Here is a 15763-nt window from a genome sequence, read left to right on the forward strand (position 1 = left end):
CGCTGTGGTGGACAAGGCGCCTGTTCGGGCACCCTCGACGTATAGGCGGTGGGCTGGGCCCGGCGCTCGCCCGCGCGCCGGACCTCCGCGGGGGCTATGGTCCCCGGATGAGACCGCACGCCAGCGATCCGCGCCGATGACCACCTCCCCCGCCGCCCCGCGGCTCGACCTGCTCGTCAGGGTCGGCTGCAGCCTGGTGTACCAGGCGACGACCACCTGCGCCCTGCTGCTCAACCTGCGGCCGCGCACCGATCCACGCCAGGCGCTGCAGCAGGAGCTGCTCGGCTTCGGGACCGACCTGCCCTCCGAGGAGTTCGCCGACGGGCACGGCAACATCCTCCACCGCGTGGCGCTGACGCCGGGGCGCCACGAGATCCGGCACGACGCGCTGGTGGCCGTCTCCTCGCTGCCGGACCGGCACGATCTCGTCGACGCCAGCCCCGTCTCGCCGCAGCTGGTCCCGCCGGCCCTGCTGCGCTACACGCTGCCGAGCCGGTACTGCGACTCGGACCGGCTGACCGACTTCGCCTGGCAGCAGTTCGGGCAGTTCGAGCAGGGGCTGCCGCGCGTGCTCGCCATCTGCGACTGGCTCCACCGCAACGTGGAGTACCGCTACGGCTCGGGCCGGCCCGACCTGTCGGCCGGCGACGTGCTGCAGCGCCGCTACGGCGTCTGCCGGGACTTCGCCCACACCCTGGTGGCGCTGTGCCGCACCTTCAACCTGCCGGCGCGCTACGTGAGCGGGCACCTGCCGGACATCGGCGCGCCGGACCCGCTCGATCACATGGACTTCCACGCCTACGCCGAGGTCTTCCTGGGGGGACGCTGGCACACCTTCGACGCCCGCTTCGCCGCCCGGCGCATCGGCCGCATCAAGGTGGCGTGTGGGCTCGACTCGGTGGACGGGGCCTTCTCGACCATCTACGGCGGCGCGGCGCTGGTCTCGTTCCAGGTGTGGGCCTACCAGGTGGCGCGCGGCGCGGTGACGGTGGGCGATCCGCTCGACCTCACCAAGCGGCTCGACAACCGGTGGGAGGTCGTGACCGGCGGCGCGCCCTGAGCCGCGGCTCGTCCGGGGGGTTCCGCGCGCGGGCCTCGATTGAGCGTAGCGTGGACCCTCGCAGTGGACGTGGACGCAGCAGGAAGGCGAGGCGCACGGATGGACTGGAACCGCATCGAGGGCAACTGGAAGCAGTTCAAGGGCAGCGTGAAGGAGCAGTGGGGCAAGCTGACCGACGACCAGCTGGACGTGATCGCCGGGCGACGCGAGCACCTGGCTGGCCAGATCCAGGAGGTCTACGGGATCACCAAGAAGGAGGCCGGCAAGCAGCTCTACGACTGGCAGAAGATGCTAAAGGACGTGGCCGTCGCGAAGAGCTGAGCCCCGGCGGGCTGGTCGGGCGGACCCGGCCGCGCCGGTCCCAGGAGGTGCGCGGCCGGTTGGGGGTCGCGCGCGCCACCGATCCGACCGCGGCCCAGGCCATCCTCGACCTCACCACCGCCTGCGACGACGCCGCCGGCCGGACGCGCTATCCGGTCTCCAGGTCCGGCACCCTGGGCGGGCAGGCCCTGGCCCCTGGCCCGCACAGGTCCACCTCGGACCTCTCCGTCACCTCCGGCGACGTCACGCTCGACGCCCGGGGCGACGCCGACGCGGTCTTCATCTTCCAGGCGGCCTCCACGGCGACCACCACCGCCGGGCGCCAGGCCGTCCTGGCCAACGGCGCCAAGGCCGCCGGCCCGGATCGCCGCGGTCAGCCTGGACGGCATCACCATCGTGCAGCCGGCGCCGTGGCGGCGTCGCCTCAGGCGTCGGGACGGGCCTTCCACCGGTCGACTCCGGGTGGCAGGCCCGTCTTCACGGCTGGCTCCCCCGGCGCTGTCCCATGAGCGGCGCCAGGGTGGCGCGCGCCACCTCGAGCGCCAGGCGCAGCGCCCCGATCCGCCGCGGCGGCGCCAGCGTCCCGGCCTGGAAGCGGCGGAGCGCCTCCTGCCGCCGGAGCTTGCCGGACGAGGTCCGCGGCAAGGTGCCCGGCGCCAGCAGCCTGACCGTGTGCGGCGTCAGGCCGGTCCGCTCGCTCAGGGCCCGCCGGATGGCGTCACAGACCGGGCCGTCCGCCCAGGCCGAGCCGCGCAGCCGCTCGGCCAGCACCAGCAGGGCCTCGCCGCCCTCGGGCGGGGTGAAGCCCAGCGCCACGGTGCAGCCGGGCCGCAGCCCGGGGAGGCCGGACACCGCCGCCTCCAGCTCCTCGGGCGCGCGGTTGGCGCCGCGCACGATGACCAGGTCCTTGAGCCGACCGTGGATGTACAGGGCGCCCTCCACCACGAAGCCGAGGTCGCCGGTGTCGAGCCAGCCGTCCACCAGGACCATCGCGGTGGCGGCCGGGTCGCCCAGGTACTCGCGGAGGAGCGAGGGGCCGCGGACCCAGATGCTGCCGAGCCGGCCCTCGCCGGACAGCCCCCCGTCCGCGCGCCGCACCTCGATCTCCACGCCCGGGATGGGCGTGCCGACGCTCATGACCTCCCGCCGGCCTGGGGCCACCACGCCGTCGGCCGCCAGGCGCACGGGATCGACCTGGGCGCCCACCAGGGCCTGGCCCGGCGCGGCGAAGCAGACCGCCAGCGCCGCCTCGGAGAGGCCGTAGACCGGGACCAGCGCGGCCGGATCCAGGCCGTGGGGGGCGAAGCGGGCCGCGAAGCGGCGCAGCGCCTCGCCCGAGATCGGCTCGGCGCCGTCGAGCGCCAGCCGCCAGCCGGCCAGCGAGTGGCCGGCCAGGTCGGCGTCGCTGACGCGGTCGGCGCAGTAGGCGTAGGCGAAGCTGGGGGCCACCGAGATGGTGGCGCGGTGCCGGGCCATGGCGCGCAGCCAGAGCGCCGGCCGCGCCAGGAAGTGCTCGGGCGCGATCAGCACCAGCGCCCCGGGGTAGCTCATGGCCCCGAGCAGCCCGCCGATCAGCCCCATGTCGTGATAGAGCGGCAGCCAGGAGCAGAGCACCTCCGCCCCGGTCGGTCGCACCACCGCCACCAGCGCGTCGGCCTGGGCCTGCAGGGCCGCGTGGGTGAGCGCCACCGGCTTCGGGTCGACGGTGGAGCCCGAGGAGAACTGCACCAGGCCGAGGTCCCCCGGCGCCGGCAGGTGGCGCAGCGCCCCCTGGCCCGATCCGAGCTCCCCGGCGTCGAGCAGCCCGAGCGGCGGCGCGACCCGGGCCAGCACCTGGCCCAGCAGCGCCCGGGTGCCGCCTCCCGAGACCACCAGGCAGGCCCCGGAGACCTCGAGCATCCGCGCCGTGGCGGCCACCCACTCCTCGAGCCGGCCCAGGCGCACCGGCGGGTAGAGCGGGACCGGCACGGCGCCGCAGCGCCAGGCGCCGAAGAAGGCGTCCAGGAAGGCGGCCTCGGTCCGGAGCACGATGGCCACCCGATCGCCGGGTCTCACGCCGCGCGCCGCCATGACGGCGCCGGCCCGGGCGGCGCGCTCCTCCACCTCGGCCCACCGGAGGCTCGACTCGCGCTCCTGCAGGTCCACGAAGGTGACGCCGCTCGGGTGGCGGGCGGCGGCCCCCAGCGCGTGGGCCAGCGTGGTGGAGCGCGGCGCGGGAGCGGGCAGGCCGGTCAGCCTCATGTCTGGTCCTCCGGGAGGCCGGTGGGGTCGGGCATGGGCTCACCAGCGCAGCAGCACCAGCTCGCAGGCGAAGCCGGGGCCCATGGCGGCCAGCACCCCGACGTCCCCGGGGCGCGCCTCGGCGGCGTCGAGGTGGTCGCGCAGCACGAAGAGGACCGAGGCCGAGGAGAGGTTCCCCACCTCCCGCAAGGAGGCCCAGCTCCGCGCCAGGGCGGCCTCGGGCAGCTGGAGCCCGGACTGGAGCGCCTCCAGCACCCTGGGGCCGCCGGTGTGCGCGATCCAGTGCCGGACGTCGGCGCGGCGCAGCCCCTGCGACCCGAGGAAGGCGTCCACGTCGGCGCCGACCCGGCCCTCCACCACCTCGGGCACCTTGGCCGAGAGCACGATCTTGAAGCCGGTGTCGACGACGTCCCACCCCATGACCCACTCTGTGTCCGGGTAGAAGACGGAGCGGGTCGCCAGGATCCGCGGCGCACCTGCGCGTGGGGGCCGGGCGCCGCCGCCGAGCACCACGGCCGCCGCGCCGTCGCCGAAGAGGCCGGTGGCCACCACGTTGGGGATGGAGAGGTCGTCGGGCTGGAGCGTGAGCGAGCAGAGCTCCACCGACAGCAACACCGCCACCTCCTCCGGGAAGGCGCGCAGGGCGTCGGCGGCGCGGGCCACCCCGGCGGCGCCCGCCAGGCAGCCCAGGCCGAAGATGGGGGTCCGCTTCACCGAGGGGCGGAGGCCCAGCCGGTTGATGAGCCGGGCGTCGAGCGAGGGGGTGGCGATGCCGGTGGTGGTGACGAAGAGCAGGTGGCCGACGTCCTGCGGCTCGAGGCCGGCGCGGGCCAGCCCGTCGCGGATGGCCGCCTCCCCCACCTCGAGGCCCACCCGCAGCCACGCCTCGTTGCGCCGCCCGAAGCAGCCCAGGGCGGCGTACTCGGCCAGCGGCAGGGCCAGGTGGCGTCCGCCCACCAGCGTGGAGCGGTGGATCTGGGCGAGCCGGTCGGGGTTGAAGTGCTGCCCACTCCACTGCGCGGTGAGGGCCGCCGTGAGGGCCTCCTGGTCGACGTGGTGGGCCGGGAGGGCGCGTCCGACGGAGAGGATCTCGGGGCCGAGGGCCGAAGGGCTCATCGAGCCTCCTGGTGTGGTCCGGTGAGGCCCGGCCGGCCCGCTGTCCTGGGCCGGCCGCGCTGGACCTGGCTACTTCCCGAGCACCTTCTCGACCTGGCCCACCTTCTCCTGAGCCTGGCCGGCGCGCTTCTGGGCCTTCCCCTCGGCCTCCAGCCTCGGCTTGCCGAGCAGGGAGCCGGTCGCCTCCTTGATGGTGCCCTTGACCTTCTCGAGCTTGCCCTTCGCCTCGTCGTGGGTGCTGGTCTTCATGTGGTCTCCTCCATGCCTGCGGTGGGTGAGGGCTCAGCGCTGGCCGAAGCGGACCTTGGCGTCGTTGACGCAGCGGTCCTTGGTGTCGCCCGACAGGCTGTCGCACTTCTCCTTGGCCACGGCGTAGTCTGCGTCGTTCTTCTCGCCGGCGGCGTCCTGGCGGGCCTCGGTCCTGATGGCGGAGGCCTTGGCGTTGGCATCGGCCGACTTCTCGTCGGCGGCCATCTTGGCCTTGGTGGTGGTGAGCCGCGCCTCGGCGTCCGACTCGGCGTGCACCTTGGCCGCCTTGGCCTCCTTGACGCAGACGTCCTTGTCGTTGCCGGCCCGGTCGTCACAGCGCTCCATCGACACCTTGTAGGCGGCCTCGGCCTTGGCCACGCGCACGGCGTTGTGGGTCTTGGCGGTCGGCTTGTACTCGGCCTCGAGCTCGGCCTCGGCGACCTTCCCCTTGCCCTTCGCCTCGGCCACGCAGATGTCCTTGGCGTTCTTGGCGAGCGCGTTGCAGCCGGACAGGCCCGCCTTGGTGTTGGCCTCGATGGTCTTCTCGGCGGCCTGGTACTGGTCCTTGGTCATGGTCTCGGCACCGGCCAGGGGGCTGAAGGCGAGGCCGGCGGCGAGGGTGAGCAGGTTCAACGTGTGGCTCTTCATGGAGTGCTCCTGACGGTGGGGTGGGGTGGGGTGTTCCTGGGCGCTTGGGTTCGCCGCCCGTCAAGACACTGCATCCGCCGTGCGAGGGCGCATCGGCCCGCCGGCGCTGCACCCGGGCCAGGACGGCGCCGGAGGCCTGCGTCCACGAGGAGGCCGCGGACGTTCGGGCCGGGCCGTGGACGTTCGGGCGGAGCCGGGCTCGCAGGCGGTCAGGCATCGACCGCACAGCCCCAGGCGAGTCCCGTCGAGCACGCTCGTGGGCCAGGCGGCCGGACCCTGGCCTGACCGAGGACCTGCGCCTGCGGGGGGAGCCGGCCGCCAGCGGGATGAGGTGGCGCGCTCAGGCGCCGACGAAGGCCAGCAGGTCGGCGTTGAGCCGGTCCTTGTGCGTGTCCGCCAGGCCATGAGGGGCGCCCTGGTACACCTTCAAGGTGGCCCCCTTGACGAGCTGCGCCGAGCGGAGGCCCGCCGCGGCGATGGGCACGATCTGGTCGTCGTCGCCGTGGACCACCAGCGTCGGCACGTCGAAGCGCTCGAGGTCCGCGGTGAAGTCGGTCTCGGAGAAGGCCTCGATGCAGTCGTAGGCGTTCCTGTGGCCGGCCAGCATGCCCTGGAGCCAGAAGGCGTCCATCACCCCCTGGGAGACCATGGCGCCGGGACGGTTGGCCCCGAAGAAGGGGCCGCTGGCGAGGTCGCGATAGAGCTGTGACCGATCCGCCAGCGCGCCGCGGCGGATGGCGTCGAAGGCCTCCAGCGGCACTCCCGCCGGGTTGGTCGGGGTCCTCAGCATCAGGGGCGGGACCGCGGAGATCAGCGCAGCCTTGGCCACCCGCGCCGTGCCGTGCCGGCCGATGTAGCGGGCCACCTCGCCTCCGCCCGCGGAGAAGCCCACCAGCGTGGCGTCCTTCAGGTCGAGCGCCTCGATGAGCTCCCCGAGGTCGTCCGCGTAGGTGTCCATGTCGTTGCCGCTCCAGGGCTGGCTCGAGCGGCCGTGTCCGCGGCGGTCGTGGGCCACGCAGCGGAAGCCCCTGGAGGCCAGGTGCAGCATGGCCGCCTCCCAGCTGTCCGAGCAGAGCGGCCAGCCGTGGCTGAACACCACCGGCCGCCCCGCGCCCCAGTCCTTGAAGGAGAGGCTCGCCCCGCTCTTGGTCGTGAAGGTTCCCATGGTGGCTCCTGTCCGCCTGGTGCTGGGCCGGCTCCGGCCCCCACCGCGGGAAGCAAGAGGCGTGCTCCCGTGGCCGGGTGCACGGGACGGCCTGCGACCTCGGGACAGCGGCCCGATCCGGCCGACCAGCCAGGGTCCAGGCGATCGCGACGTCGCCACTGGCTCGTTCGCAAACGTTCTCGAACGAGGCGAGGGCCGTCGAGGCGGCCGCCAGCTCGACGACTGCCGCTCCGCGACGCCCCTAAGAGTCGTCACCCTGGCGCCCGACGCGCTCGAAGCACTCGGGGCACATGCCGTGGGTGAACTGGGCGTCGGTGCGGGTGCTGACGTAGTCCTCGAACTGCTGCCAGGCGCCGCCCTCGTCCCGGATCTTCTTGCACCAGGCGCAGGTGGGGAGCAGCCCGGTGAGGAGCTTCACCTTGCGCATCTCCTCGTCCACCCGCGCCGCCAGGGCCGCCTCGCGGCGGTGCAGCGACCTGGTGCGGGCGAGGTGCACGCCCACCGCGAGCCCCAGCGTCGCCAGGGCCACCGTCAGCGCGAACCACGGCGTCTGCCACGGGTGTGGCTCGATCTCGAAGGCCAGGGTGGCGGGCGGACCCCAGGCCCCGGCGGCGCTGGCGGCCGCCACCTCGAAGAGGTAGCGGCCCGGGTCCAGGGTCGTGAAGTGGGCCACCCGCTCGCCGGCGGCGTCCAGGAAGGCGTCGTCGAGGCCGAGCAGCCGGTGGTGGAAGCGGATCCGCTCGGCGGCGGCCAGCGCCAGGCCCGTGTAGCGGACGTCGACGCGCCGGGTCCCCGCCGGCAGCCGGAGCACGCCACCCACGGGCCAGGGGTGGCCGTCCACGGTCACCTCCTCGACCCGCGCCGGCGGCGGCGCCTGGCTGGGACCGAGGCGGGCGGGATCGATCACCGCCACCCCGCGGATGGTGGCAAACCAGAGGCGCCCGTCCCTGGCCCGCCAGGCCGACGGCTCGACGCCCCCGTTGCACTCCCGCTCGCGCATGCCGTCCGCCGTCCCGAAGGCCGTCGGCGCCACCGCGCCGCGGCGCCCCGCCGCGACCTCGTCCAGGTCCGACCGCTTGACGCGGCTGATGCCGCGGGTCCCGGAGAGCCAGAGGTGGCCGGCTCCGTCGTCCAGGATGGCGAGGACCGTGTCCTCGAACAGCCCCTCGCGCTGGGTCCACCGCTCCAGCCGATCCCCCGTCAGGCGCGCCAGGCCGTCGCCCACCGTCCCGATCCAGAGGCCGCCGCCTGGCTCCGCGCGCAGCGCGGTCACGTCGCCGCGGAACGGCTGCCCGCCGATCGTGGCGGGGACCAGCCGGTTGCCCTCCACGCGCGCCAGCGCGGTGGTCGTCCCCACCCACAGCCGTCCCGGGGACTCCTCGGCGAGGGCGTTGACCTTGTCGCCGAGCAGCGCCGGGTCGGCGTCGAGCCGGCGGAAGCGGTCGTCCACCAGGCGGAAGACGCCGTGGGAGGTGCCCAGCCAGACGGTCCCGCGGGCGTCCTCGTGGATGGTCCGGGCGAGGTGGTCGGCGAGGCCGCTCTCCTTCCCGTAGCGCCGCGCGCCGCGCGGCCCGAAGCGGGTCACCCCGTCGCCGGTGCCCACCCACAGGTCGCCGGCGCGGTCCTCCAGCAGGCCACCCAGGCGCGCGCCCCGGAGCTCGGCGGCGTGGGGCGTCTGGACCTGGCCTCCGCGCAGCCGGTCCAGCCCACCGTCGCTGGTGATCCAGATCGACTCGTCCCGGCGCTGGAGGACCGACCAGACCACGTCGGCGGAGAGCCCCTCCTCGCGGGCCATGGTGACGACCTGGCCCCACCGGAGCCGGTACAGGCCACCGGACTCGGTGCCGGCCCAGAGGTCACCCTCGCCGTCCTCGGCCAGCGTGTGGACATCCAGCGGGCTCACCGTCCCCACCACCGCCTCGGCGCGATCGCCCCACACCCGGACCAGGGGTCGCCCCTCCGTCCCGACCCAGAGCGCGCCCAGGTGGTCCTCCAGCAGCGCCAGGACCAGGGAGGACCCGGCGAACGGGACCGTCTCGAGGCGCCCCGAGCCCGGCGTGCGGCGGGCCAGCCCCCGGCTCGTGCCCACCCAGAGCACGCCGTCCCGCGTCACCCGGAGGGAAGTCACCACCTCCGAAGGCAACCCGGCCGTGCCCATGACCTCCAGGCGACCGTCGACGAGCCGCGCCAGGCCGCCGTAGCCGCCGATCCAGAGCTCTCGCCCGAGCCGCGCCAGGGTGAGCACCCGCTGGTCCTCGAGCCCCTCGAGTCGCTCCACCCGCGGCGTGGCCCCGGGCCGGACCCGTCGCACGCCGTCTCCCTCGGTGGCCACCCAGAGGCCGCCCTCATCGTCCGGCGACAGCGCCGTCACGGCCGCGTCGGCGCCCAGCCCCAGGGTCTCGAAGGCGCCGTCCCGGAGCAGGCTCAGGCCACGCGAGGTCCCGATCCAGATCAGACCGTCCCGGTCCTCGAGCAGGGCGGTGATCTCGTTGCCGGCCAGCCCAGGCGTGTCGAGGTGGGTGAAGACCTTGAACCTGACGCCGTCGAAGCGGACCAGCCCCTCCTGCGTCCCGATCCAGAGGTATCCGCTCCGGGCCGCCAGGAGCCGGTGGACGACGTTGTGCGGCAGCCCCTCGCGGTAGGTCCAGCGCTCCCGGATGCACTGCGAGAGGGCTTGTGGCGCCTCGGCGGCCACCGCTGGCCACGCGGTGGCCAGCAGGATGGCCAGGCCCAGGCGGCGGTGGAGGCCTCGAGCTGCCATGGTGGACGGGGCGGTGCCCTGGTGGCTCATGTCTCCGGGGGACAAGGTCCTTCGCTTCCACCAGGGGTGTCAAGCCGGCGGGCCAGGGCGGCCAGCTTCAGCTCGCCACCTCGCGGAGCTGGATCACGTTGCCCTCCGGGTCGTGGCCGTCGCAGGCCCTGAAGCCCCCACCCGCCCACTCGCGATCCGACGGGTCCACGACGCCGCCCAGGCTGGCCGCGACGGCTCGGGCCGCCGCGAGGCTGGCCACCGGGAAGAACGGCTTGATGGCGGCCTCCTCCCGGCGCTGCGGCGGGCGGGTGACCTCGAGGCCCGAGGCGATCTCGGGGGGGATGGCGTGGAGGACCACCTGGTGCCCTGGCGCCTCGAGCACCGCGTGGTGCGGCCCCCGCTCGACGGGCCGCAGCGAGAGGACCTCCTCGTGGAACCTGGTGAGGCGCTCGAGGTCGAGTGCGAAGACCACGACGCCAGCGCCGGCGAGACTCGACAGGTGGCCCTCCGCAGGTTTCCCCGGGACCGGTCCCCGCATGGGGGTGCGTTCCCCCTGGCTCCTGACCGGTCGGGTCGGTCGTGGTGTGCGACAAGTTGACAGATTGCCGCAGGATTGATCTGTGACAAGAGTGCCGTGTCGAGCGTCCGATCCTTGGGGGGCGGACGGGGCCGGCATCTCGTCGGTGACCACAGGTGCAACCCCCTGACATGAAAGGGATTTCACCATGAACCGCCTCCGCATGCTCTCCCTGGCTTCCATCGCCGCCCTCGCCGCCGCCTGTGGCGGCAGCTCGGAAGATCCGCCGCCCGCTGCCTGCACCTACGCCTACACCGCCTGGGGCACCTGCCAGCCCACCGGGACTCAGACCCGCACCGTCACCTCGGCGACGCCCGACGGCTGCACGGGCACCCCGGCGCTGAGCCAGGCGTGCCAGCCGGCCGTCACCATCGACTTCAAGGCGGTGGTGGGGGATCAGGCCTTCGACTGCACCAACCTCGCCGGCTACGCCGTCGGCACCGGGACCATCCCGCTGAAGCCGCGGGACTTCCGGTTCTACGTCTCCAACCTCCGGCTGGTGACCGCCGCCGGCGCCGAGGCCAGCGTCACCCTCGACACCACCGTCTGGCAGAACTTCGGCGTGGCGCTCCTCGACTTCGAGAACGCCACCGGGGCCTGCCTGGTCGGCTCGGCGGAGACCAACACCGCCGTCACCGGCACCGCGCCCGTCGGCACCTACGTCGGCCTGAGGTTCGACCTCGGGGTCCCGGCTGCCAGCAACCACTTCGACTACCAGTCGCCCTCCATGCTCCCGCCGCTCAACAACAGCGCGATGGCCTGGAGCTGGACCACCGGCTTCAAGTTCACCAAGATCGAGGTGAACATCCAGCGCGCGGCGCCGCCCGCGGCCCCGTTCACCTTCAACTTCCACCTCGGCTCGTCCGGGTGCGGGCTCACCACCCCGGGTGACTACAGCACCGCCGTCTGCACCAAGCTCAACACCCCGGCGGTCGACCTGGCCGCCTTCGATCCGGCGACCCAGGCCGTGGCGTTCGACCTCGCCGCGCTCCTGGCCGGCATGAACCTGGACTCCGCCGACGGCGGCGGCGCCCCGGGCTGCATGTCGGGAGAGACCGATCCCGAGTGCTGGCCGACCTTCCCGCACCTCGGACTCACCGTCAACGGCCTCCCGGCCGATCCGCAGCAGTCCGTCTTCCGCGCCGTCGCCAAGTAGCCCCGGCCCCGGAGCCAGGAGGCCCCATGCGCACCCGCCTCGGCCTCGCCCTCGCCGCGGTCCTCGCCGCAGCCTGCGGCGGAGGCTCCAGCCAGGACCTCGCGGCGGCGTACGCATGGGACCTCCCGGCCGGCTTCCCGGTCCCGCCTGTGCCGGCCGACAACCCGATGAGCGACGTGAAGGTCGAGCTCGGGAGGCGGCTCTTCTACGACGCGCGCCTCTCGGGCAACCAGACCCAGTCCTGCGCCTCCTGCCACGAGCAGGCGCGGGCCTTCACCGACGGCCGGGCGCGCGGGCTCGGCTCCACCGGCGAGCTGCACCCCCGCGGCCCGCAGCAGCTCGCCAACCTGGCCTGGTTCCGCACCTTCACCTGGGCCAACTCGGTCATCCCCAGCCTGGAGCACCAGGCGCTCGGCCCGATCCTCGGCCAGGACCCGGTGGAGCTCGGCATCTCCGGGCTGGACGCGGTGGTGATCGCGCGGCTCGAGGGCGACCCCCACTACCCACGCCTCTTCCGGGAGGCCTTCCCGGCCGACGTGCCGGCCGTGAGCTACGTGACCATCGTCAAGGCCCTCGCGGCCTTCGAGCGGACGCTCATCTCCGGCGACTCGCCCTACGACCGCTTCCAGCGCGGAGACCAGGCGGCGCTCACGGTCTCGGCGCAGCGGGGCATGGGGCTCTTCTCCTCGGAGCGGGTCGGCTGCGCGAAGTGCCACGCCGGCTTCCTCTTCTCCGACGCCGCCGCGGCGCCGGGGGAGGTGGGCAACCCCTTCCCCTTCCACAACCTGGGCCTCTACGACGTGGACGGCCTCGGCGCCTACCCGCCGGGCGGCACCGGCCTCCACGGGCTCACCTCCCGCCCGGAGGACATGGGGAAGTTCCGCACGCCGCCGCTGCGCAACGTGGCCGTGACCGCCCCCTTCATGCACGACGGCAGCGTCGCCACGCTCGGCGAGGTGGTGGAGCTCTTCGCGGCGGGCGGCCGGGTCAGGATGGAGACCGGCGCGCCCAGCCCGCTCCAGAGCGAGCTCGTCCAGCCCTTCTCGCTGACGGCCGGCGAGAAGGCCGACCTCGTCGCCTTCCTCGAGGCGCTGACGGACCAGCAGTTCCTGACCGACCCGCGCTTCTCGAATCCGTTCGCGCGCTGAGGCGCCGCGACGGCTACTGCCTGGTCACGACCTGCGAGACCGGGTAGCCGGCCATCGACCCCACGTGCCCGTAGCCCGCCACGGTGGTCCCCGTCATGCAGACGGAGCCCATCATGCCGCCGGCGGTGCAGTCGGCGTACGCCAGGAGGTCGCGCTGGGCCTGCGAGAGGGTGGCCGTCGGGTCGTCCGTGTCGACGAGGATCCTGGCGTAGGCGTTCGCCGTGGCGGCGCTCCACGGGTCCGGGAACCCGAAGTAGACGGCGTTCGCGTCGTGGGGGTCGAAGCCGCCCGGGTAGAACGTGTCCACGCTGCCCAGGAGGAAGGTCGTCACCAGCAGGCCGTTGCCCCCGAGGCCGTCGGACACCGCGGAGAGCTGGTGGGTGAGGCCCACGGTCGTCATGGGCTGGCCGGGCATGGTCATCGACTGCGTCAGCGACCCCTGCAGGTTCGAGACGGTCCTGGTGGTGGAGTCGAGCGTGAAGGTGCCGGTGAAGATGGAGTCGTTCGGCTGGGTCATCGGCTCGAGGAACGTCTCCACCACGTCGAACGCGGTGACGACGTGCGCCGGGGCCGACGCCGCGCCGGTGCCGGCGGCGCTGGTGGCGGAGACGGAGAAGGCGCGGCCCGCGCACGGCCCTCCACAGGACACCGTGATCGGCGCCGCGACCCCGCTGGCCGTGACCCCGGCCGGCGTCGAGGTCACCGTGTAGCCGGTGATGGGGCCGCTGCCCGCGTCCACCGGGGGCGAGAAGGTCACCACGACCGCACCGCTGGTGGCGCCGAGCGCCGCCGCCACCGCGGTCGGCGCGCCGGGGACGGCGCCGGAGTCTCCGCTGCCGCCGCAGGCCACGAGGGAGGCCATGGCCGTGAGCACAGACGCTGCGAACCAGCTCTTCATGTGGTCTCTCCGAGGGGACGCCGTGGCGTGGCTGAGATGGTCACGGTGGCGCGGCAGCGTATTGGCCCGCGGCCGGGCCGTCAACGCGCCGGTGGCGTCCGGAAACGTTGCGGTCGATGGCCGCACGCCCGCCGGGGTGCGTCGCGCTGCCGCAATCCGGCCCGGCTTGCGTCCAATGGTCACGTTGCCAGCCGAGGCCTCCGTCAGCAAAGTGACGGCAATCAGTCCAGGGGAGCTCTTCAGGTGCGTGCGATCGCGAGAAGCCTGCGCGACCGCTCGCGCCTCGCGCAGTCAACCAGTCGAAAAGACCAGAAGGAGGGGCAAACATGTCGGCAAGCATCAGGAAGGGGCTCGCGATCGTGGCCGCGGCGGCACTGGCGGCGTCGATCGGGGGTTGCTCGAGCGGCAAGGTCACCGGCACCGAGACCGGCAGCGCGCAGGTGAGCGTCAGGTTCGCCGTGGTGGCCGACGTCATGAGCGTCCGGCTCACCGTCAGCGGCGGCTCGCCGGCGCTCAGCACCCCCATCGTGCAGACGCTCGGCGGGGCGGCGGGCCTGTACACCGGCGCCGTCGTCAACATCCCAGCCGGCACCGGGCGCGTGTTCCTGGCCGAGGCGCTCGACGCCACCAACGCCGTCATCTACCGCGGCCAGGCCACCGTCGACATCGTCGCCAACGCGACGGCGCAGGTGTACATCCTGGCCCAGGAGGTCGGCGGTGGCGGGACCACCGACGCCTTCCCGCCCATCATCGACAGCCTGACCTCCACCGCCACGATGGTGGCGCCTGGCGGGACCGTGGACCTGGCCGTGATGGCGCACTCCGCCCGCATCCCGCCCGGCACGCTCGCCTACGGCTGGAGCTCCACCTGCTATCCGATCCAGGCCCCGGCCCAGAACGGCACCTTCACCGGCCCCCCCGTCCCCACCATGCCCCCCGCTCCCCCCGCCACCCCCGGCGCCACGTCGAGCAGCCCGTCCACGACCTGGACCGCGCCCGCGGTCGTCCCGGCCAACTGCGTGCTCCGCGTCGACGTGAAGGAGGGGGACCTCTGGTCCATCGCCTACCTGATCGTCGCCGTCCAGTCGGGGAGCGCGGGCAACGCGGACGTGACCGTCTACGCCAACACCTGGCCGGTCATCGACCCGGCCAACGTCAGGACCAGGGTGCACTTCGACCAGCCCAACGTCACCGGCAACCCGCCCGTCCTCACGACCAACACCGTGGCCCACATGCGCCTCATGACGGTCACCGACCCCGACGGCGACGCCCTGGCCTACGCCTGGTCCAACGACTGCGGCGGCACCCTGGCGCGCATGGTTATGGGCGGGGTCGACATGGGTGACGGCGCCCGGATGCTGACGGTCCCGGACACCAGCAGCTGCAACGTCACGGTGGTGGTCACCGACCTCTGCACCCTCGGCAACTGCGCCAGCCTGCCGGGCCTGGCGGACGGCTCGCCGCGCGGCGGCTCGACCAGCGTCGTGTTCCACATCCCCGCCAAGTGGTCGGCCACGCCGATCGCGCCCCCTGACGCGCCGACCGCGGTGGCGGCGTCCCTGGCCGGCAACACCTCGGTGAGCGTGAGCTTCACGGCCCCGGTCGTCCCGGCGGGCGGCAGCGCCATCACCAACTACGCGGTGGCCTCGAGCCCGGGCGGCTTCATGGCCACCGGCACCAGCTCGCCGATCACCGTGCCGTGCGGCGGGTCCTGCGCGGGCCAGACCTTCGCGGTCACCGCCTACAACGCCAGCGGCGCCGGCCCGGCGTCCACCCCCGCCAACGTCGTCACCAGCTTCGGCGTGGTCGCGACCTGGTTCGAGCCCATGACGCAGCCCAAGAACTCCATCTTCACCGGCACCTTCACGCTCGACTCCACCACCAGGGTCGTCAGCGGGCTGCAGGGCACCCTGACCCAGTCCATGACCATGGTGCCGATGACCACGGTCCAGCTGGGCAACCAGCTGTCCGTCCTGCCCGACGGCCTCGGCGGGAACGGCCAGCTGGTGACCACCTTCAAGAACGCCACCGTGGACACCTTCAGCCCGCTCGCGACCAACCCGGCCTGGCCGCCCGTGGGCCTGGACCCGGCGCTGGCCACCTGGTGGCCGGGTGGGGAGGCCTACTTCGGCTCCCCGGCGGTGCCGTACGCGACGTCCGTGCAGAACGCCTACGCCATGGTGCTCGTCGATCCGGACGCCCCGCTGGGCACCCTCACGGCGACCCAGCTCAGCCGCACCGCCTACGCTGACTGCACGCCCATGGGCATGATGGCGGGCTGGCAGTGCATGACCGGGACCACCGCGAGCGTGTACGGGCGCGTCGGCACCATGGGCGGCTACCCGTCCTCCCAGGTCATCACCGGGCCGTAGCGCCCTCGCGGACGCCGCACGGCGAGGCGCGGCGCCTCGCTTCGAGCCCGCCGCCCTCGT

At 73.8% G+C, this 15763-nt stretch carries 13 protein-coding genes and 1 pseudogene; 6 read left to right on the top strand and 8 right to left on the bottom strand.

The features are described from left to right. Window positions 1-136 precede the first annotated feature (136 nt). The 3 genes and pseudogenes from IPO09_05920 (at window position 137) to IPO09_05930 (ending at window position 1792) form a co-directional block, all read left to right on the top strand. Entirely contained in the window at window positions 137-1060 is a 924-nt protein-coding gene (locus IPO09_05920) for a transglutaminase family protein (GenBank protein ID MBK9516888.1), read from the top strand. A gap of 99 nt (window positions 1061-1159) precedes the next feature. Next, window positions 1160-1381 (top strand): CsbD family protein, encoded by a 222-nt coding sequence (locus tag IPO09_05925; protein MBK9516889.1) that lies wholly within the window; start codon window positions 1160-1162, stop codon window positions 1379-1381. Beyond that, window positions 1339-1792, top strand: a pseudogene (locus IPO09_05930) (DUF3494 domain-containing protein). Before IPO09_05925 ends, IPO09_05930 begins: the two are co-directional and overlap by 43 nt. Before the next feature lie 66 nt (window positions 1793-1858). Here the strand turns inward: IPO09_05930 and IPO09_05935 are convergent. The 7 genes from IPO09_05935 to IPO09_05965 form a co-directional block, all read right to left on the bottom strand. Then, on the bottom strand, window positions 1859-3622 hold the full coding sequence (locus IPO09_05935) for an AMP-binding protein (GenBank protein MBK9516890.1): 1764 nt from the start codon (window positions 3620-3622) through the stop codon (window positions 1859-1861). Window positions 3623-3661: 39 nt separating this feature from the next. Beyond that, window positions 3662-4738, bottom strand: coding sequence for a type III polyketide synthase (locus IPO09_05940; GenBank protein ID MBK9516891.1), 1077 nt, complete (start codon window positions 4736-4738; stop codon window positions 3662-3664). Window positions 4739-4807: 69 nt separating this feature from the next. After that, a complete protein-coding gene (locus IPO09_05945) occupies window positions 4808-4987 on the bottom strand; it encodes a CsbD family protein (protein ID MBK9516892.1) in 180 nt (59 codons plus the stop codon). 33 nt (window positions 4988-5020) lie between these two features. Next, complete coding sequence (locus IPO09_05950) at window positions 5021-5635, bottom strand: hypothetical protein (protein MBK9516893.1); 615 nt, start codon at window positions 5633-5635, stop codon at window positions 5021-5023. 340 nt (window positions 5636-5975) lie between these two features. Further along, window positions 5976-6800 (bottom strand): alpha/beta hydrolase, encoded by an 825-nt coding sequence (locus tag IPO09_05955; GenBank protein ID MBK9516894.1) that lies wholly within the window; start codon window positions 6798-6800, stop codon window positions 5976-5978. A gap of 241 nt (window positions 6801-7041) precedes the next feature. Then, window positions 7042-9606 carry a hypothetical protein gene (locus IPO09_05960; GenBank protein ID MBK9516895.1) on the bottom strand — a complete coding sequence of 855 codons (2565 nt, stop codon included), beginning with the start codon at window positions 9604-9606 and terminating at the stop codon, window positions 7042-7044. A 52-nt stretch (window positions 9607-9658) separates the two neighbouring features. Beyond that, complete coding sequence (locus IPO09_05965) at window positions 9659-10024, bottom strand: glyoxalase/bleomycin resistance/dioxygenase family protein (protein MBK9516896.1); 366 nt, start codon at window positions 10022-10024, stop codon at window positions 9659-9661. 253 nt (window positions 10025-10277) lie between these two features. On the opposite strand from IPO09_05965, the gene IPO09_05970 reads away from it, so the two are divergent. Together IPO09_05970 and IPO09_05975 are read left to right on the top strand one after the other, a co-directional pair. Next, a complete protein-coding gene (locus tag IPO09_05970; protein MBK9516897.1) occupies window positions 10278-11285 on the top strand; it encodes a metallo-mystery pair system four-Cys motif protein in 1008 nt (335 codons plus the stop codon). A gap of 26 nt (window positions 11286-11311) precedes the next feature. Further along, complete coding sequence (locus IPO09_05975; GenBank protein ID MBK9516898.1) at window positions 11312-12433, top strand: di-heme enzyme; 1122 nt, start codon at window positions 11312-11314, stop codon at window positions 12431-12433. Between the two features lie 13 nt (window positions 12434-12446). Here the strand turns inward: IPO09_05975 and IPO09_05980 are convergent, their stop codons facing one another. Continuing rightward, the gene (locus IPO09_05980; GenBank protein ID MBK9516899.1) at window positions 12447-13295 is read right to left on the bottom strand and encodes a hypothetical protein; all 849 of its coding nucleotides are present in this window, start codon (window positions 13293-13295) and stop codon (window positions 12447-12449) included. Between the two features lie 362 nt (window positions 13296-13657). Here IPO09_05980 and IPO09_05985 point away from each other — a divergent pair, with 362 nt between their 5' ends. Beyond that, window positions 13658-15703: a fibronectin type III domain-containing protein gene (locus tag IPO09_05985; protein ID MBK9516900.1), complete on the top strand. Its 2046-nt coding sequence runs from the start codon at window positions 13658-13660 to the stop codon at window positions 15701-15703. The last annotated feature ends 60 nt before the right edge of the window (window positions 15704-15763 follow it).

This window comes from Anaeromyxobacter sp., assembly GCA_016718565.1.
GTDB lineage: Bacteria > Myxococcota > Myxococcia > Myxococcales > Anaeromyxobacteraceae > JADKCZ01.